Origin of the sequence: Levilactobacillus lanxiensis (assembly GCF_016861655.1) — a bacterium.
Classification (GTDB): Bacteria; Bacillota; Bacilli; order Lactobacillales; family Lactobacillaceae; genus Levilactobacillus; species Levilactobacillus lanxiensis.
Genome location: NZ_BOLN01000005.1, coordinates 134,286 through 152,761, shown reverse-complemented (window position 1 = coordinate 152,761; position 18,476 = coordinate 134,286). Strand labels below are relative to the sequence as shown.

The following is an 18,476-nucleotide window of genomic DNA, read 5'->3' as shown; positions in this document are numbered from 1 at the left end:
ATGGCACGAAATTTAATTGGGATCGATTTAGGTGGGACCACCACGAAAATGGCTTTTCTCTCACTTGCAGGAGAAATTCTGACGAAGTGGAGCATTCCAACCGACATCTCTGATGAAGGTAGCCACATCGTTCCAAACATCATTGATTCAATCAGTCAACATATCATCAACTCAGAATTCAGCAAGAGCGACTTCCTGGGTATCGGGATGGGGACGCCAGGTTCTGTCGATATTGAAAATGGAACCGTTATCGGTGCTTTCAACCTGAACTGGAAGAAGCGCCAACAAGTCCGTGACCAAATCCAAGAAGGCTTAGGCCTGCAATTTATCCTGGACAACGACGCTAACGTCGCTTCACTGGGTGAATACTGGAAGGGTGCCGGCGAAAAGGACAGCGATGTCGTCTTCGTTACCTTAGGTACTGGTGTCGGCGGTGGGGTCATCGCTGGTGGTCACTTGCTCCACGGTATCAATGGTGGGGCCGGTGAACTCGGTCACGTCACGGTGCAACCAAATGGTTACCTGTGTACCTGTGGCAAGCGCGGTTGCTTGGAACAATACGCTTCCGCAACCGGGGTTGTTCACGTGGCAGCCGACATGGCCAAGGACTTCATGGGCACGTCTCGTTTGAAGGAAATGGAAGACAACCAGGAAAGTGTCACCTCCAAGATGGTCTTCTACTTAGCCGACAACGGTGATATCTTGGCCAACCAAGTTGTTGACCGGGTAACGTTCTACCTCGGCTTAGCCCTGGCTAACGTGGCCAACATCTTGAACCCAGCCAACATCATCATCGGTGGTGGGGTCTCCAACGCCGGGAACACTTTATTACAACCAACGACGCGGTATTTCCAAGAAAATGCCTTCCCAGCTGTTCGTGACTCAACGAAGTTACGCTTAGCACAATTGGGGAACGACGCCGGGGTTATCGGTGCCGCTTCATTAGCTTTGCGGTTCCAAAAGAGCAACTAGAACAAGTGGTTTAGGAAGGACGATTTAGTTTGGTAATTGCAGCAATTTCAGGAATGATGGTCTACACCGTCATTTTGCTAGTCTTGATCATCGCTTGGGCAGCTTGGCAAATGATTACGATCGTTCGCCGGAACCAAGTAGCCACGGTCATTGACGAGGACGCGTTCCAAGAAGGCATGCGTAAGGCTCAGGTCATTGATTTGCGTGAAAAGAAAGACTTTGATGCCGGCCACATTTTAGGGGCCCGCAATATTCCTTATTCCACGTTTAAGGCTTACCATACGGGTATTCGGGCTGACTTGCCCGTTTACCTGTACGACCAGGGGAAAGCATTGAGTACCCGGGCGGCCTTATTGTTGGGCAAGGAAGGCTACAAAGACATTTCGATTCTGAAAACGGGTTACGCCCGTTGGCAAGGTAAGACCAAGAAAACGAATTAGACAAAATAAAAGTGTGCCACGCGGATTTTTCCGGGTGACACACTTTTTTAATGCATTGATAAAGTGACCAACTGACTGGTCTTAGTGGAACTTAGTTGTGATGAGCGGCGTGACTCTTGCGGTTAGCCAGCTTCCGGTTTTCTTCGAACCGAGCTTCTTGATCTTCGATTGGTTGAACGACCTTCTTCTTGAAAGAAAAGACTGCGCCGGCAACGGCACTAGCGGTCGCAACAACGCCAAATAAGAACCCTTTTGTGAAGTGCTTCATAGCATTCGACTCCCATCGTGTAAGATTTTAAGTTATCCGCTTCCATTATGCTATTTTTCCCTTCAAATTGCTAGTGATTTACATGGTGTTCTGATTGGTGAGGCGCGTTAGGGTAGTTCTTAACCGCACGTTGCCGCTCTATCGGTTGAAATTGTGTGGCACGAGGCAGTATACTGCTTGCCTTTTTACCAGAATACATGGTGCAGATGACAGGAAAAGCACAGGCGATTTAGGTTTTAATTATTGGAAATGAGACCGACAATGTGAGTGACCAGAGGCGGATCAAGGTGCCCGGCTGTGTCGGTGTTCTTGGTTGGGGAGGGCTTGCCCAACCTAGAACACGGGACGACCTTTGAGACCGTTTCTCAGGCTCAAAGTCGAGGCGGAAGCCCGCACCATAGGCTGGAACCGTTCCCCACAGCAGGGCACCTTGAATCCGCCGGCGGGAACGGTAGCAAAGACTGTCTCATTTCCAATGGTCAAAACGTAACAATTTAGGACGAAACGCCGGGGTTCTGTGGTACCCTTACTAATAGAATTAACGTGAAGGGAATGGGAATGCGTGTTTAAGAGACAACCCACACAAATCATCGCACACCGGGGTAGCAAGGGGACCCGGCCCGAGAACACACTGCTGGCATTTCAAGCGGCGTTGGATGCTGGGGCGGATGGCATTGAGACCGACGTGCAATTTTCTAGCGACCACCAATTAATTATTATGCACGATGAAAAGGTTGATCGGACCACCAATGGTACTGGATTGGTACAAGACCACAGTCTGGCGGAAATCAAGCAACTGGACGCCGGTAGTCACTTTGGCAGTGAATTCGCCGGGACCAAGGTGCCAACGTTAGATGAAGTCATTCAGTTATTGATCAGGGACCACTTTACCGGGGTGTTTAACCTTGAGTTGAAGACGAATAAAATTCATTATGACGGCATCGAACAGGCGCTGGCGGATTACTTTACGCAGCAACCCGTGCCGTTTCGCTTGGTCTTCTCGAGTTTTCGGGCGCAGTCAATCGTGACACTGCGTAGCCTGTATCCGCAGGCGGAGTACGCCAAGCTCTTTAAGACGGCTGGGCGTCAGGCGAAACGCATGCAGCGGCAGCACCTGGTTGGTGGCTTACACCCGGATATTCGTTGGGTCAAGGCGCACCGGTTCTTTTTACCCCACGTGCAGTTGCGACCGTGGACCGTTAACAGTCCCGCCGACATGGCCTACTGCTTGCGGCACCATTTTGCTGGACTAATCACGGATTACCCAGCGCGGGCCGTGGCGTTACGAACGAAGATGCAGGGAGGCAAACGAGATGACTAAGGTTTTAGCAGTTGTGGGCCCGACCGCGGTGGGGAAGACCTCACTGGCGGTTCGATTAGCCCAACAATTGAATGGCGAAATTATTTCCGGCGATTCCATGCAGGTGTACCGGCACCTGGATATTGGAACGGCCAAGGCAACTCCGGCAGAACAGGCCGCGGCGACGCATCATTTGATTGATGTCCGCGATGTGGACCAACAATTCACGGTCGCCCAGTTTGTGACAGCCGCCCAGCAGCTGATTCAAGAGATTACCGACCGTGGCCATCTGCCCATCATTGCGGGGGGAACCGGGTTTTATTTGCAGGCTCTGTTTGACGGCTTGAAATTGGGCGCCGATGCTCCGGGTGATCCGGCAATTCGCGAAAGCCTGCGGGCAGAAGCTCAGGCCAATGGGGCTCAGGCGCTCTGGCAGCGGCTTAACGGCCTGGATCCGGTCGCGGCCGGGAAGATTCCCCCGACCAACGTTCGACGCACGGTACGGGCGCTGGAGGTCATTCAGGTCACGGGGCAGCTCTTCTCCCACCAGAATAACGGGGGACCCCAGTACGATGAATTGTATTTAGCGTTAAATACCGACCGAAACCTGCTGTATGACCGCATCAATCAACGGGTCGACCTGATGATGACCGATGGTTTATTAGATGAGGTCCGGTGGTTGGCGGCACAGGGCGGCACGGATCTACCGGCCGCCACGGGTATCGGCTACCGCGAATTGTTGCCGGTCTTAGAACAACCTAAACGCTTGCCAGCGGCCGTGGACCTGATCAAACAGGATTCCCGCCACTATGCCAAACGCCAACTGACCTGGTTTCGGAACCAGACCACGGCGACCTGGTACGACTTGGTCCAACATCCAGAAGCTTATGAACAAATCATGACCCAAGTAACTGACTGGCTGAAGGCTTAGTTCTTACGATTAATTAAAGAATTAATGATTTTTAGCCTTCATGTCATGTTTTCTAACATGAATCCTTGACTAGCGCTTTCAGCGTGGTATGATGGCATCATAGTTAAAGGGGGCCAGTAGTGATGAAGGAAAAAGAGTTACGTCGATCATTGGCAGTCCTGCCAATCGGGACGGTGATGAAGTTAACGAGCTTGACGGCCCGCCAGATTCGCTACTATGAGGCCCAAGAGTTGGTCTTTCCCGAACGTAATGAGGGTAATCGGCGGATGTATTCGTTAAATGACGTCGACCGATTGCTGGAAATCAAAGACTACCTGGCTGAAGGGGTCAATGTGGCGGGCATCAAAGCTATTTATGATCAACAGCAGCAGGCTGCCCAAGCGAAGGAAGCAGCCCAACGGCAGCCCTTAACGGACGAAGACGTGCGGCGCATTTTGCAGGACGAATTCATTCGGCAGGGCGGCCTGGGTCATCCAACACCGGGGATGCCGCAACAGCGACCCCTTTAAACCCAATCACGGTAAGAAATTTCAAAAAACAGCAAGGAGCGATTTTTAATGGCAAAGCCGGAATTCACCAAAGATGATATTCGTCAGATGGCCAAGGACGAAAACGTTAAGTTCTTACGGTTAATGTTCACCGATTTATTTGGGACAATCAAGAACGTTGAGGTGCCCATCAGCCAACTCGGTAAGTTGCTCGACAACAAATTAATGTTTGACGGCTCCTCAATCGATGGGTTCGTCCGAATCGAAGAAAGTGACATGTACCTGTACCCTGATCTTTCGACGTGGATGATCTTCCCGTGGAGCACGGAACGGGGCAAGATTGCCCGGGTCATCTGTGAAGTCTACACGACCGATGGCAAGCCATTTGAAGGCGACCCTCGGAACAACTTGATTCGGGTGCTTGATGACATGCGTAAGGCCGGCTTCACCGACTTTAACATTGGACCAGAACCCGAATTCTTCCTGTTCAAGATGGATGAAAACGGCAAGCCAACGACCGAGTTGAACGACAAGGGGAGCTACTTTGATATGGCCCCAATGGACTTGGGTGAAAACTGTCGGCGTGAAATCGTTTTGACCCTGGAAGAAATGGGCTTTGACGTTGAAGCGGCGCACCATGAAGTCGCTCCTGGCCAACACGAAATTGACTTTAAGTATGCCGATGCCTTAACGGCGGCTGACAACATCCAAACGTTTAAGCTGGTGGTTAAGACCATCGCCCGGAAGTACGGCCTGTACGCCACGTTCATGCCAAAGCCATTGGCCGGCATCAACGGGTCCGGGATGCATTTGAACATGTCCCTGTTCCATGACAAGGGGAACGCCTTCTACGACAAGGATGGCAAGATGGAATTGTCTGAAGACGCCTTCCACTTCTTGGGTGGTCTGCTGAAGCATGCCCGGAGCTATACCGCCATCTGCAACCCAATCGTCAACAGTTACAAGCGGTTAGTGCCTGGCTACGAAGCACCTGTTTACGTGGCTTGGTCTGGTTCGAACCGGTCACCACTGATCCGAGTACCAAACTCCCGTGGCTTGTCCACGCGTTTGGAATTACGGAGTGTTGACCCCGCAGCTAACCCATACTTGGCCATCGCTGCCGTCTTGGAAGCCGGCCTGGATGGGCTGCGTAACCAACTGGCGCCACGTGAAGCTATCGACCGGAACATTTACCGGATGGATGCTGAAGAACGTCAAGAAAACCACATCACGAACCTACCTGACACGTTACACAACGCGTTGAAGGACTTGGCTGCCGACGATGTGATGCGCGGTGCGATGGGCAACCACCTGTACCAGAGCTTCATCGAAGCCAAGAACCTGGAGTACAACTCTTACCGGACGCAAGTTTCCGAATGGGAACGCGATCAGTACCTGGAACTGTACTAAACGGGTTAAGTCCTCGCCTCCGGGCTGGTGAAAACTGGGCCTGGTCGTGTCCGTTCCCGCCGGCGCGCTCAAGGTGCCCTGCTGTGGGGCCGGTTTCAGCCGAAGGGCGGGCTTCCACCTCAACTTTGAGCCGAAGTGCGGTCTCAAAGGTTGTCCCATGGGCTAGGTTGGGAGAGAACCCCAACCAAGTCCATCGACACAGCTGGGCACCTTGGCGCGCCTCTGGTCACTTCCGCGACAGGCCCAGTTTTCCCAGCCCTGCGGCTGACACGGGTTTAACCCAGTAGTGGCAGTTCTTAGTTGCTGATGTGTCAGGTGACTGTACGAGAGGAATCAGTTAACTTGCTCCTGCTGCGACAGGGATGTTAGTTGATGAAAATTCTGCGTACGCACTGTCTCTTAAAGATGGTGTGGTCGTCAGCGAGACTTAATTTTAAAATTCAAATCACCTAAAGATTCGGGACGATTGTCTCGGATCTTTTTTCGTGGTGACAGAGTAAATTTTTAACGGTCGAGAAAAAATTAATGATTTTCCCATAAAACTTCAGGCAAACTGCTTTTTTCTCGGCCAATTTTTGGTAACATGAACGTATAACCAAATGTTCACGGCAAGCGCTAGGGAACATCAGAATAATGAGGGATAATCCATGGAAAATCAAGAACAACAAGCTAGTGCCGCCGATGCCTTAACACAGGCAATCGCCAACAAGCTCGAATACTTAAGCACCTTGCAAGCCGCAGTTCAACACGGCGATGATCGTCAGGTTTACGAATTGCTGGACCAAGTGCGTTACTATCAAGAAGTGAAGAAGACCCGTTCGACCCGGGCAGTGAACCATCTGGCAGAATTGGTCGACAATATTCATCCCCAGATCAGCCACTACTTAAGTGACAACCTGATCGATTACTTGGGGCACATTTACCCATTCTTTTACTACGAAGAATACACGACCGGTCTGTTCCACATTTACTTTGGGAACTGGTGGGACCGGCGTCTGTTCGGCGACTTAGATGTCATTAACGTGAAATTTGAGTTTGACGAAAAGGAATACCAAAAGCTCAAGGATTCATTCGCCTTGGAAGCTCATGGTCAACGGCTCAATACCGCGCAGATCGAATCTATTTCCGGTCAAAGTGAACAACTCCAGAAATTGGTGGACGCCCAAACCACCCGGGACAACCAGAAGGCTGAGCTGCGTGAACAGCTGAAGGAGAACAGTGGCAAGAGCAGTATGCCTTGGGATTCCGGTAAGCTCAAAGACGAACGTCAGGGCATCATTGACCAATTGACCAAGTTAGCGGACGAGGACGAAAAAGCCCTGAACGCCCACAAGACAATCAAGGAAAATGATGATCGGATTCTCGTTTTGTCTAAGGAAGATACGATTTTAAACTACGAAAAGCAAAGTATTCGCGACGCCTTTGATGACTTTGAACACTTCGAAGCCCACAATGCGAGTCTATATGCGGACTACTTGAACAGCCTGTTAGGCAAGAGTGAGGGCGAGGTGACAGTTGATGATTAATGAAAATGACCCATCGACATTGACCACCAGTGGCCGGTTACTCAACTATAACGAGGCAATTAAGGATGGCTTGGAAACGGGCTTGCGGTTCACCAAATTGATGGACCAACTGATCAAGACGACGGATCCCGATGAATTGGTTTCTGCCGCCACGGAACTGGCCGACTTTACGCTGGATTCCGACTACGTGACCTTCCCGCACCAGTATAGTAACGCCGACTATTACCTGTTATTCATGTCCCGGATGCTGGAACTGCACGATCAAGGAAAGAACGTCATCTTACAATCTCGCGACCACCACGAAGAGTTGACCCAACAGTTAACGCCGCTGGGTGACCGGGGAACGTTTAACTTCCGCGTGGAAACGTCTGAAAACGGTGGGGTTTACTACCGCGAACGGGCGACCGGCCAATCCTTGTTCTACCTGAACCTGGAACGCAAAATGTTCCGCTTCAACAGCCATGCGCTGACACAGCTCTTTATCATTGACCTGCACGAAACGGTGCCTGCCGAAACGGTGAAGACATCCGTTCAGATCTTAGTGGATTTTGCCCGTTACCTGAAGGAAGACTACGGTTATTCCGTGGACTTCAATATTTTAGATGCCGCCAACCGCCAAAACTATGCGGTACGGTCAACGGACTTGCCAGCCGGCGTGGTGGACCGTTTGTTTGTGATGGCTGCCAAGGAAGACTACATGTTAACCAACGGCGTCAACGGCAATGGGGCCGAAATTGCGCTGGAACACGGTGTGGTCGTCGATATCTTTAACAACCAATTGGAAGGGCAACCAGAGTGGGTCTTGACGGTCCACGATGATGACCAGAAGATTTCCTGGTTCGACGTTCTCTTAAAGTACCCATTCATGCGCGACTGGTACCTGGAAAACCTGACGGACCTGGAAATTTCGTCTGACCCCTTGATCTTCGGTTAGGAGGATTCCCAACGTGTTAGAGTTAGCAAAATTAGTGCAACAATCCATCGCCCTGGATGAGCAGATCACCCGGGACCGAGACATTGAAATGACCCGTAAGTCACAGATTGAAAACGCCTACGTGGCCCTCGACGTGGAACTTGCCGAAGTGGCCAATACGTCGGAATGGTTTAAGGTCTGGAAGACTCACCGTGGCAAGGCCGATGCCGGTCAAACGCCGGAAGAGACCCTGTTGACGGAGTATACGGACGCCATGGACTTCTTCTTCCTGGTTGCGGCCAAGAAGACCTGGACGCACCTGATCATGTTGACGGAAGAAGACCTGACGACCCTCGAAACCAGTCGGCCAGCCAAGGATTTGGACCAACAATACTTGATTCTGAAACGGATGCTGTTCAACAGTCACTTTGCCCACCGGCAAGAGGACTTCCGCCATGCTTGGCGGCTGTTCTTGAAGTGGGGATTCGTGGATTTCGGGTTTAGTCAGGACCAGATTCAGGCCGCATACGAGGCCAAACGTCAAGTCAATCTCGACCGCCAAGCCAACAATTACTAACGGTTTTGGGGCTGGTTCGAAACGGTCGTTGACTCGCCTCCGGGCTGGTGAAAATGGGCCGTGACGCTGTGGGCGCGCGCCCGAAGCCTGAGGGGCGGTCTTCGGACTTACTTTGAGCCGAAGTTCGCGTCTCAAAGATAGCAGTTACCTAAGCGGGGTCCCCCCGCTTAGGTAACTCCCACGGCTGAGCCCATTTTCACCAGCCCTGCGGCTGACACTGGTTTGACCCGCACCCATAACCGTTAGTTGTTGGCGTGGGGTGACGGAGTGTGTTGGCTACATACTACGGTCAACTTGGTTGTGTATAATTAGCGGCCAATAAGCTTAACGTGAAAATTACACTAAATTAGTGAATGGGTTAGGCAAATGTTAGTGACCAGAGGCGGGCCAAAGTGACCAGCTGTGTCGATGGCCTTAGCTGAGTGATTTTTTCTCAGCTTAGCCCATGGGACAACCTTTGAGACCGTTCTTTGGCTCAAAGTTGAGGTGGAAGCCCGTACTTTGGCTGGAACCGGCCCCACATCAGGGCACTTTGGCCCGCCGCCGGGAACGAACCCATAGGCCTAACCCAACGAACGATGTTTAAGAATAGAATGGTAAATGAAAAGCTAGTTCGTAGTCGGACTAGCTTTTTCTAGAAGTGAAGGGAGCGAGACATTATCAGTCAGACAGACCCACGCGTTGTCCGGACGAATGACCGGCTGCGCCAAGCATTGAGTACGCTACTCCAACAAAACTCATTGAAGCAGATTTCCGTACAGAAGTTGACCCAGACGGCCCAGATCACCCGCGGGACCTTTTACCTGCATTATAAGGACAAGGTAGACTTCCTCGAACAGACTGAGCAGCAGGTCATTGATGAGTGGTTTGCAGCCGCTAAGACGACCCTGACGCCACAGGGTGAGCCGACCCGTGGCTTTGCGTTGGGCCCGGCCTTACGGTACGTTGATCAGCATCATCAAATCCTACTGGTCTTGTTGCACCCCCAATTCACCCAGTTTCAACCTCGACTACTTCAGCGGTTTGAGCGGGAAATGACCGCTTACGCCCAACACCTGCCAACCCCCGATGGGGAACAACCGCCATTGGATGTGCAGACGGCCTTTTTAGCGACCGCTTTTACCGGGTTGGTGCACCACTGGTTAAACGACAATCGCCGTTACCGGTCAGAATTTTTGGCACAATCTTTTTGCCAATTATTAAAGCCAGAAGTCACGCCAGTCGCGGCCTGGTTCGCACCGGTCGGGATTGACCTGCCAATTGGCGCAGAAAAAGCTTGACGTGGGAAATCCTATCAAGTATAATTTTCATGTTGTATTTGTGGACTTCCACAGCTGCAACCGCTCGGGACGAGTCATTAAGTTTTCCGCCTTGCGGAGCACTTGTTTTCGGCGAGTCTAAGTCTAAATATATAAGGAGGTGCACACACATGTACGCAATTATCGTAACTGGCGGCAAGCAGTACAAGGTCGAAGCAGGCCAAGCTGTTTACGTCGAAAAGTTGAACGTTGAAGCTGGTGAAAAGGTTACTTTTGACCAAGTTGTCTTTGTCGGTGGTGACAAGCCTAAGATCGGGACGCCAACTGTTGCAGGTGCAACCGTTACTGGAACTGTTGAAAAGCAGGGTCTGGAAAAGAAGGTTGTTACTTTCAAGTATAAGGCCAAAAAGGGTACTCATACGAAGAAGGGTCACCGTCAACCATACACCAAGGTTGTCGTTGATGCTATCAACGCTTAAGCCTAAAGATTAAAGAGAGGCGATCTCGATGATTCACGCGACGTTCCATCATGGAACCAACCGAATCGATTCATTCCAAATCACTGGCCACGCTGACTCAGGTGAGTATGGTCAAGACATTGTTTGCGCTGCGGTATCGGTGCTTGCGATTACGACGGTTAATGCTCTACAACGAATCGCTGAGATTCCAATAGAGGTTGAGAATCGTGATCAGGAGGGTGGCTATCTGGAAGTCCACCTTCCACCAAAGCTGGAAGCAACGGCCGAATTAAAGGGACAAACACTCCTCCAGAGTTTTGCGGATGGGTTAAGAGATGTCGCCACAAATTACGCGGATTATATTCAATTCGCTGAAACCAAAGACTAAATTGCGGAGGTGAAACTTATGCTGATGAACATGAACTTACAATTCTTCTCTCACCATAAAGGTGGTGGGTCTACTGCTAACGGTCGTGACTCTGCTGGTCGTCGTCTTGGGACGAAGGCTGCTGACGGTTCTACTGTTACCGGTGGTTCTATCCTTTACCGCCAACGTGGGACGCACATCTACCCAGGCTTGAACGTAGGCCGCGGTGGTGACGATACTTTGTTTGCCAAGGTTGCTGGCGTCGTTAAATTCGAACGTCTTGGCCGCGACAAGCGTCAAGTATCCGTATACCCAGTTGCAGAAGAAGCAGCTAAATAACACGAGGTTTTCCTCGTAACGACTGAAGAGCTTGAGGCGAGACCAATTCGCTTTGAGTTCTTCTTTTTTCTGCCAAACATCAAGGAGGCTAGGGTCATGACAACTAGAATCGAACGGTTACAGGCCAAATTTGCCACGTTAAGTATCGATAGCTTTTTGGTCTCATCACCCAGTAATCAACGCTACTTAGTCGGCACCAGTGTGGAGCCCGGCGACGGGTATCTGCTGGTCACGGAACACGACGCCGTGTTTATCACGGACGCGCGTTACCAGTCTGAATTAGCGGCGACCATGCCCGACGTCCCGAAAACAATCACCCGCGACTACTTGCAAGCCGTTGATGATGCGTTAGAGGCCGCTGGTGCAACGGTACTAGGAATTGAGGATAGTTTAACCTTAGCCGAGTTTGAATGGTTAGATGAGCATTTAATGACTGACATCGTGCCCCTTGCTGGGGTAATCGATGCGCTCCGTCAAATCAAGGAACCGGCCGAATTGGCCGCCTTGAAACGGGCAACGGCACTAACTAGCGAGGGGGTCCTCGCTTTGCTGGAGGTGTTGAAGCCCGGCATGACGGAACGGCAAGCGGCCCAGTGGCTCGAACGGTGGATGCAAGACCACGGCGCAACGGGTCCCAGCTTTGGGACCATCGTTGCCAGTGGGGCGCGTTCAGCTTGGCCGCATGGTCAGGCGAGCGACAAGCAACTGGCCAGTGGTGAACTGGTCACGATTGATTGTGGCTTTTACGTGGATGGCTACACCTCTGATGTGACGCGGACGGTGGCCTTGGGAGATCCCGGGACCGCTTTGACGGCAGCCTATCATGCTGTGCAGACCGCACAGGAAAAGATTATGGCAGCGGTTAAACCCGGCGTCACGGGGGATGAGCTGGATATCATTGGTCGGCAGTATTTGACCGATCAGGGTTACGGCGCAGCCTTCATTCACGGTACGGGCCATGGCATTGGCTTGGATATCCACGAGGGTCCGAACATTGGTCGGGGCTGGCCCGACGTGATGGCCCCAAACGAGGTCATCACCGTGGAACCCGGCGTTTACTTTGCCGGTCAGGGTGGCATTCGCATTGAAGACGATTTATTGGTGACGGCAACGGGTCACGAGACCCTGACAACCGTGCCGAGAAATTTAATTATTCTGTAAGTGACTCACCTATCTTGCTTTTTATGGGTAAGAATTGATATTATAAAGAGGACATATTTTAGGAGGCTGACACATTATGGCAATTTCTACTGCTGATTTTAAAAACGGTTTAACGATCGAAGTCGATCACGCAATCTGGCGCATCATTGAGTTCCAACACGTTAAGCCTGGTAAGGGTGGCGCTTTCGTTCGTTCAAAGCTTAAGAACTTACGGACGGGTGCCGTTCAAGAAAAGACTTTCCGTGCCGGTGCTAAGATGGAACGTGCTGATATCCAAACGCGTTCGATGCAATACCTGTACGAAGATGGTAGTAACCGGGTCTTCATGGACACCGACAACTTCGAACAAATCGAAGTGCCAGATGACCAAATCAAGGCACAACTCCCATACTTACAAGAAAACATGAACGTTGACTTGGTTCAATACGGTTCCGAAGTTCTCGGTATCGAAGTGCCAAACACGGTTGTCTTGGAAGTTGTTGCTACGGAACCTGGTATCAAGGGGAACACCGCTTCTGGTGGTTCCAAGCCTGCTACCATGAACACTGGCTTAGTCGTTCAAGTGCCATTCTTCGTTAACGAAGGCGACAAGCTCTCCATCAACTCAACTGACGGTACGTACATTTCCCGTGCCTAAGTTTTCACACACGTTTAATCAGTAAGGGAGGGTCAACGAATGGCGGAAGATACTAATATCATTTTAGAATCAAAGGAACCCGCTTTGGGTAAGATCGAAGTGGCACCGCAAGTCCTCGAAATTATCGTCGGCATTGCGGCTAGTCAAACCGAAGGCGTCGCACGGATGCGGGGTTCTTTAGCAAATAGCGTTACCGAACTGTTGGGTCGTAAAGAACAACATGGGAAGGGCGTTAAGCTGGTCTTTGATGGCGACGAATTAGCGGTTGACGTTTACGTTTACTTGGATTACGGGGTAGCGGTGCCTAAGGTTGCCTTGGCCATTCAAGATAACGTGAAGCAACAATTGTTGTTCATGACGGACCTCGACTTGCGTGAAGTTAACGTTCACGTGGAAGGCGTCATTCCCGAAAAGACGGCGCAACAGGTCGACCCTGATAACCTGTTTAACCAGAGCGATGAAGGAGATAGTGACCAATAGTGACACTTACACGACATCAAATTCGGGAACGCGCGTTTCAAATGCTTTTTGCCTTGAACGCCAATCCCGATGCCGATCATGATGCGTTGTACCAACGTGTCTTGACGGATGACCCGGACCAAACCGTTCCCGTGCCTGACTACCTCCAGAAGCTCGTTACTGGCGTCTTAGCAAACCAAGCTGACTTGGATGCGAAGATCGACCAGTACCTGAGCACTGGCTGGCAGCTCAAGCGGATTGCCAAAACTGATTTGGTAATCATGCGGATCGCCTTTTATGAAATTGACTACGTGGAAGAAGTGCCTGACCGAGTGGCTGTCAACGAAGCCTTGGAATTAGCCAAGAACTTCAGCGACGACCGTTCTCGGCGATTCATCAACGGTGTGCTTGCACATACGTTAGATGAACCGTTGGATTCACAATCTTAGTCACAAATCGACTGACTGCTAACTTTTAGCGGTCGGTCTTTTTTGTTGCGCTGAATGTGGTCAGTGCGTCGCGGTGAAACGTCAGCGGGCGACAAACACCTGTCGCGAAATACTAACGTTGACGTGCGCGACGAGTGGTCACTGCGCACGGCGGTGTCGAGTGAAAATTTAGTAGCGTGCGGACTAATTAAGTCTTCAGCAATCAATTTGTTTAACAGATTGTGACCGGGTCATTTTGCGCCGCGATGCAGTCCCGTTTTCAGGTCAACTATGCTAAAATGGTAGTTAACTTGAAATTTACGGGAGGAATAACTTCATGACGACCATTATCGACGGCAAACAACTGGCGAAAGACCTCAATGCCCACACCAAGGACCGGGTGGCAACGCTCGCCCAACGTGGTGTCGTTCCAGGCCTTGCAGTGATTATTGTGGGTGAAGACCCCGCCAGCGCCATTTACGTGCGCAACAAGCACAAGAAGGCCGGCCAACTCGGCATCAATTCCGTGGTTCGGCAGCTTCCCGCAACCATTTCACAAACAGAACTTTTACAAGTTGTTAATGAATACAATGCAGACCCAGCAATTCATGGGATCTTGGTGCAATCACCGTTACCTGAGGGACTGGACGAACAAGCCGTGGTCGCTCAGATTGATCCGGCGAAAGACGTGGACGGGTTCCATCCCTTAAACGTTGGCCGGTTATTTGCCGACTTACCAGGACACCATCCCGTTTCCTGCACACCGCGGGGCATCATGACCATGTTAGCTTCACTCCCGGTTCATTTACGGGGCAAGCATGCAGTCGTCGTGGGCCGTAGTATGATTGTAGGTCGCCCAATGGCCTCGATGCTGTTGAACGCCGATATGACGGTCAGCATCGCCCACATCTACACCAAGAATCTTAGCGAATTGACCCGAACGGCCGATGTGCTGGTTGTCGCGACTGGGGTAACCCATTTGATCAAGGAAACCGACGTGAAACCGGGTGCCATCGTCATTGACGTGGGGATGGACCGTGATGAAAACGGCAAATTGACCGGAGACGTGGACTTTGACGGCGTCGTTAAGCGGGCCGGTGCCATTACGCCCGTTCCGGGGGGCGTTGGTCCCATGACGATTGCCACACTAATGCAACAGACAGTTGACCTTTGCGAGTGGAGTGAGGAACTTGGCACAAACTGATTATTTAACGGTCACGGCGCTGACCCAGTATTTAAAACGAAAATTTGACGTCGATCCCTACCTAGGCAAGGTGTATCTGACGGGTGAAATCTCTAACTTTCGGCTTCGGCCACACGCCCACCAGTACTTTAGCTTGAAGGATGATCACGCGAAAATTAGCGCCATTATGTTCAAATCAGCCTTTGAGAAGCTGAAATTTACTCCTGAGACCGGGATGAAGGTCCTGGTGACGGGCCGTATTTCTCTGTACGAGCCCACGGGGAACTATCAAATCTACGTGGAGCGTATGGAGCCAGACGGCGTTGGACAACTGTACCAGGCCTATGAACAGCTGAAGCAAAAGCTGGCCGATGAGGGTCTATTTACCGCGCCCAAGCGGCCATTACCGCGCTTTCCCAAGCGGATTGCGGTCGTGACCAGTCCCAGTGGGGCCGTGATTCGAGACATTATTACCACGACCCGGCGGCGCTTTCCCATTGCACAGATTGTGCTTTTCCCGGCAGTTGTGCAGGGGGATGCAGCCGCAGCCGACATTGTGCGACAGATTCAACGGGCCAACGCCAACGGCTCATTTGATACCCTGATTATTGGTCGGGGTGGTGGGTCAATCGAAGATTTGTGGCCATTTAACGAAGAAATTGTGGCGCGGGCCATTGCGGCCAGTCAATTGCCGATTATTTCTTCAGTCGGGCACGAAACGGATACCACGATTGCCGACCTGGTGGCCGATGTGCGGGCCGCAACGCCTACGGCAGCCGCCGAATTGGCCGTTCCCGTGCTGAGTGATGAATTGCTCAAACTGAGCCAACAACGGACGCGATTATTGAATGCCATGAGTAACCGGATTAACTTCCAACAAGAACGCTTGAATAAACTAATGACCGCCTACGTGTTCCGACAGCCACAACGGTTGTACGAGACTTACGTAGAGCGCTTAGACCGGGCGCAACAGGCGCTGACACGCAATATGCAAACGCAGGTCCGGCAACGGCAACAGCGTTTTGCATTGGCCCAGCAAGGTCTACTCGGACAGTCACCGCTAGAACGGGTCCATCGTGACCAGCTCCTAGTGAGCCAGACGTCAGCGCGACTGAACACGGAAGCCAAGCGTTATTTAATCAACCAACAGAAACAAGTGGCCCAATTGATCAATGGACTGGATTATTTAAGCCCACTTAAGATTATGGGGCGGGGCTATAGCTATGTGACCCAAAATGATCACGTGGTTCGTAGCGTGAATGATTTAAAAGTTGCCCCAGCAACGATCCATCTGAGTGACGGCACGGCTGAAGCCGATATTAAGACGATTACACCAACATCGGAGGACAAACATGAGTGATGAAAAGCAACCAACATTTGAAGAGAATTTAACGACCTTAGAAACCATCGTTTCCCAACTGGAACAGGGAGACATTCCATTGGAACAAGCCCTGGACCAGTTTCAAAAGGGTGTCGCGCTGAGCAAGAGTCTGCAATCGACCCTCCAGGACGCTGAAAAGACGTTGACGACCATGATGAATGATTCTGATCAGGAAGTCGCCTTTGAAACGCCACAAGGGGGCAACGGTGATGCCGATTGATGACCAGCTCCAGCAGTTTGAAACGACCTGGGTACCGCGCTTAAATGCGCCGTTAAAGGCGGCCATTGCCACGGATAGTGGGGATGCACGCTTGGCCGAAGCCATGAGCTACTCCGTTTTAGCCGGTGGCAAACGCTTACGGCCATTATTAACGGTGGCGACCCTGCAGACGCTGGGGCGGTCCTTTGACGACCAGCGTGATTGGCGGCCAGTCATGGCATTGGAACTGCTCCACACCTATTCGTTGATTCATGATGATCTGCCAGCAATGGACAACGATGCCTTACGACGGGGCGAACCCACCAATCACATGAAGTTTGGTGCTGGCATGGCGACGCTGGCGGGTGATGGCCTGCTGACGTTGGCCTTTCAGTGGCTGACGGCGACGGACTTGCCAGCAACGACGCAGGTGGCGCTGACCCGGGCCCTCGCCGTTGCGGCTGGGCCAAAGGGCATGGTCGCCGGACAGGCTAAGGACGTGCAGAATGAGCACGTGGACCTACCGATGGCTAAGCTACGCGTCTTACACCGGGAAAAAACCGGGGCGCTCCTCCACTATGCCGTTCAGGCCGGACTGATTCTGAGTGAAACACCAGAAGCACAGTGGGCACCCTATCTGGAATTTGCCGACGCCTTTGGACTGGCCTTTCAGATTTACGATGATATCTTAGACGTGGTCAGCACGCCCACAGAATTGGGGAAGGCCACGCAAAAGGATGCCGGGGAGGCCAAGAATACCTATCCGGGTAAACTGGGCCTGGCGGGCGCTAATCAGGCGCTGATTGCGACGATTCAAAGCGGTCAGACGGCCTTAGCCAAGGTGCCAGCTAGCGTTGATACAACGCTACTCGCGGCTTTCTTTAGTTACTTTGATACGAAACGGGTGAATGCATGAAAAAGAAACGAGTTGCCGACTTATTAGTTGAACAGGGACTTTATACATCTTTAGATGACGCCAAACGTGCCGTCATGGCCGGGGAAATCTTAGGAAAAAATGAGGAACGGTTGGATAAGCCGGGATCCATGATTCCAGCAGACACCGAACTGCATTTGAAGGGCCATCCCTTGCCCTACGTGTCACGGGGCGGCTTTAAGTTAGCCAAGGCTTTAACTAGTTTTGATATCGACGTGACCGACCGTATCGTCTTGGATATTGGCTCCTCGACAGGTGGATTTACGGATGTCATGCTTCAGAACGGGGCGCAGTTAAGCTATGCGCTGGACGTTGGGAGTAACCAGCTGGTTTGGAAGCTCCGGCAAGACCCACGGGTCATTGTGATGGAGCATACCAACTTCCGTTATAGTAAGTTAAGTGACTTCACCAAAGGCCAGCCCACCTTTGCTTCTATCGACGTCTCCTTCATCTCCTTGAAGATGATTTTGCCGCCGCTGAAGGGCATTCTGGCGACGGATGGTGACGTGGTTGCCCTGATCAAGCCGCAATTTGAAGCAGACCGCGACGATGTCGGTAGTCATGGAATCGTTCGTGACCGCGCCGTCCATACCCGCGTGGTGCAAATGATTATTGATTTTGCGGTTGCCACGGGATACAGCGTGTTGAGCTTAGATTTTTCACCGATTCGGGGTGGCGAAGGGAATATTGAATTCCTGGTTCACTTACAGTCAGTTGATAAAAATGCAGTCTGTGCAAGTAATGTATCGGTTGAACAAACGATTGATGCCGCTTATAAGAGCCTACAGCAATAGATTATGAGAAATTTATGAGAATTTACTTTCCAAATACTTAGGTCTGGTATAT

23 protein-coding genes and 1 other annotated feature are annotated in these 18,476 nt (G+C 51.5%); of the genes, 22 read left to right on the top strand and 1 reads right to left on the bottom strand.

Going from position 1 to position 18,476, the window contains the following annotated elements; genetic code table 11:
- Complete coding sequence (locus JUF22_RS07660) at positions 1-972, top strand: ROK family glucokinase (RefSeq protein WP_125765971.1); 972 nt, start codon at positions 1-3, stop codon at positions 970-972.
- A gap of 29 nt (positions 973-1,001) precedes the next feature.
- The gene (locus JUF22_RS07655; RefSeq protein WP_203645243.1) at positions 1,002-1,412 is read left to right on the top strand and encodes a rhodanese-like domain-containing protein; all 411 of its coding nucleotides are present in this window, start codon (positions 1,002-1,004) and stop codon (positions 1,410-1,412) included.
- A 91-nt stretch (positions 1,413-1,503) separates the two neighbouring features.
- On the opposite strand, the gene JUF22_RS07650 is transcribed toward JUF22_RS07655, so the two are convergent.
- Positions 1,504-1,680 carry a DUF3042 family protein gene (locus tag JUF22_RS07650; protein WP_125765969.1) on the bottom strand — a complete coding sequence of 59 codons (177 nt, stop codon included), beginning with the start codon at positions 1,678-1,680 and terminating at the stop codon, positions 1,504-1,506.
- Between the two features lie 562 nt (positions 1,681-2,242).
- Here JUF22_RS07650 and JUF22_RS07645 point away from each other — a divergent pair.
- From JUF22_RS07645 to JUF22_RS07550, 20 genes are all read left to right on the top strand, one after another.
- Complete coding sequence (locus JUF22_RS07645; RefSeq protein ID WP_203645241.1) at positions 2,243-3,001, top strand: glycerophosphodiester phosphodiesterase; 759 nt, start codon at positions 2,243-2,245, stop codon at positions 2,999-3,001.
- Entirely contained in the window at positions 2,994-3,911 is a 918-nt protein-coding gene (miaA, locus tag JUF22_RS07640; protein ID WP_203645239.1) for a tRNA (adenosine(37)-N6)-dimethylallyltransferase MiaA, read from the top strand. Before JUF22_RS07645 ends, miaA begins: the two co-directional genes overlap by 8 nt.
- Before the next feature lie 122 nt (positions 3,912-4,033).
- Positions 4,034-4,420 carry a MerR family transcriptional regulator gene (locus JUF22_RS07635; RefSeq protein WP_125765966.1) on the top strand — a complete coding sequence of 129 codons (387 nt, stop codon included), beginning with the start codon at positions 4,034-4,036 and terminating at the stop codon, positions 4,418-4,420.
- 48 nt (positions 4,421-4,468) lie between these two features.
- Positions 4,469-5,809, top strand: a complete 1,341-nt coding sequence (gene glnA, locus JUF22_RS07630) for a type I glutamate--ammonia ligase (RefSeq protein ID WP_203645237.1) — start codon at positions 4,469-4,471, stop codon at positions 5,807-5,809.
- A 647-nt stretch (positions 5,810-6,456) separates the two neighbouring features.
- Positions 6,457-7,335 carry an exonuclease SbcC gene (locus JUF22_RS07625; RefSeq protein ID WP_203645228.1) on the top strand — a complete coding sequence of 293 codons (879 nt, stop codon included), beginning with the start codon at positions 6,457-6,459 and terminating at the stop codon, positions 7,333-7,335.
- Positions 7,328-8,269, top strand: a complete 942-nt coding sequence (locus JUF22_RS07620) for a hypothetical protein (RefSeq protein ID WP_203638744.1) — start codon at positions 7,328-7,330, stop codon at positions 8,267-8,269. The genes JUF22_RS07625 and JUF22_RS07620 overlap by 8 nt, the downstream gene beginning before the upstream one ends.
- Before the next feature lie 13 nt (positions 8,270-8,282).
- Positions 8,283-8,825, top strand: a complete 543-nt coding sequence (locus tag JUF22_RS07615) for a dUTPase (protein ID WP_203645226.1) — start codon at positions 8,283-8,285, stop codon at positions 8,823-8,825.
- Positions 8,826-9,538: 713 nt separating this feature from the next.
- Positions 9,539-10,105, top strand: a complete 567-nt coding sequence (locus JUF22_RS07610) for a TetR/AcrR family transcriptional regulator (RefSeq protein WP_203645224.1) — start codon at positions 9,539-9,541, stop codon at positions 10,103-10,105.
- 48 nt (positions 10,106-10,153) lie between these two features.
- Positions 10,154-10,234 (top strand) — a sequence feature (ribosomal protein L21 leader region).
- Positions 10,235-10,254: 20 nt separating this feature from the next.
- Entirely contained in the window at positions 10,255-10,563 is a 309-nt protein-coding gene (gene rplU, locus JUF22_RS07605) for a 50S ribosomal protein L21 (protein WP_203641321.1), read from the top strand.
- A gap of 28 nt (positions 10,564-10,591) precedes the next feature.
- Entirely contained in the window at positions 10,592-10,930 is a 339-nt protein-coding gene (locus JUF22_RS07600) for a ribosomal-processing cysteine protease Prp (protein WP_125582851.1), read from the top strand.
- A gap of 24 nt (positions 10,931-10,954) precedes the next feature.
- Positions 10,955-11,248 carry a 50S ribosomal protein L27 gene (gene rpmA, locus JUF22_RS07595; RefSeq protein ID WP_269801535.1) on the top strand — a complete coding sequence of 98 codons (294 nt, stop codon included), beginning with the start codon at positions 10,955-10,957 and terminating at the stop codon, positions 11,246-11,248.
- Positions 11,249-11,344: 96 nt separating this feature from the next.
- On the top strand, positions 11,345-12,409 hold the full coding sequence (locus JUF22_RS07590) for a M24 family metallopeptidase (protein WP_203645218.1): 1,065 nt from the start codon (positions 11,345-11,347) through the stop codon (positions 12,407-12,409).
- Between the two features lie 76 nt (positions 12,410-12,485).
- Positions 12,486-13,046 (top strand): elongation factor P, encoded by a 561-nt coding sequence (gene efp, locus JUF22_RS07585; RefSeq protein WP_203645216.1) that lies wholly within the window; start codon positions 12,486-12,488, stop codon positions 13,044-13,046.
- Between the two features lie 39 nt (positions 13,047-13,085).
- Complete coding sequence (locus tag JUF22_RS07580; protein WP_125582857.1) at positions 13,086-13,526, top strand: Asp23/Gls24 family envelope stress response protein; 441 nt, start codon at positions 13,086-13,088, stop codon at positions 13,524-13,526.
- Complete coding sequence (gene nusB, locus JUF22_RS07575) at positions 13,526-13,954, top strand: transcription antitermination factor NusB (RefSeq protein ID WP_203645215.1); 429 nt, start codon at positions 13,526-13,528, stop codon at positions 13,952-13,954. The genes JUF22_RS07580 and nusB overlap by 1 nt, the downstream gene beginning before the upstream one ends.
- A gap of 316 nt (positions 13,955-14,270) precedes the next feature.
- Positions 14,271-15,137, top strand: a complete 867-nt coding sequence (locus tag JUF22_RS07570) for a bifunctional 5,10-methylenetetrahydrofolate dehydrogenase/5,10-methenyltetrahydrofolate cyclohydrolase (protein ID WP_203645213.1) — start codon at positions 14,271-14,273, stop codon at positions 15,135-15,137.
- Positions 15,124-16,476, top strand: a complete 1,353-nt coding sequence (gene xseA, locus JUF22_RS07565; RefSeq protein WP_203645211.1) for an exodeoxyribonuclease VII large subunit — start codon at positions 15,124-15,126, stop codon at positions 16,474-16,476. The genes JUF22_RS07570 and xseA overlap by 14 nt, the downstream gene beginning before the upstream one ends.
- Positions 16,469-16,717, top strand: coding sequence for an exodeoxyribonuclease VII small subunit (locus JUF22_RS07560; RefSeq protein WP_125582865.1), 249 nt, complete (start codon positions 16,469-16,471; stop codon positions 16,715-16,717). Before xseA ends, JUF22_RS07560 begins: the two co-directional genes overlap by 8 nt.
- A complete protein-coding gene (locus JUF22_RS07555) occupies positions 16,707-17,612 on the top strand; it encodes a polyprenyl synthetase family protein (protein ID WP_203645209.1) in 906 nt (301 codons plus the stop codon). The genes JUF22_RS07560 and JUF22_RS07555 overlap by 11 nt, the downstream gene beginning before the upstream one ends.
- Positions 17,609-18,424, top strand: a complete 816-nt coding sequence (locus JUF22_RS07550; protein WP_203645207.1) for a TlyA family RNA methyltransferase — start codon at positions 17,609-17,611, stop codon at positions 18,422-18,424. The genes JUF22_RS07555 and JUF22_RS07550 overlap by 4 nt, the downstream gene beginning before the upstream one ends.
- Positions 18,425-18,476: the final 52 nt, after the last annotated feature.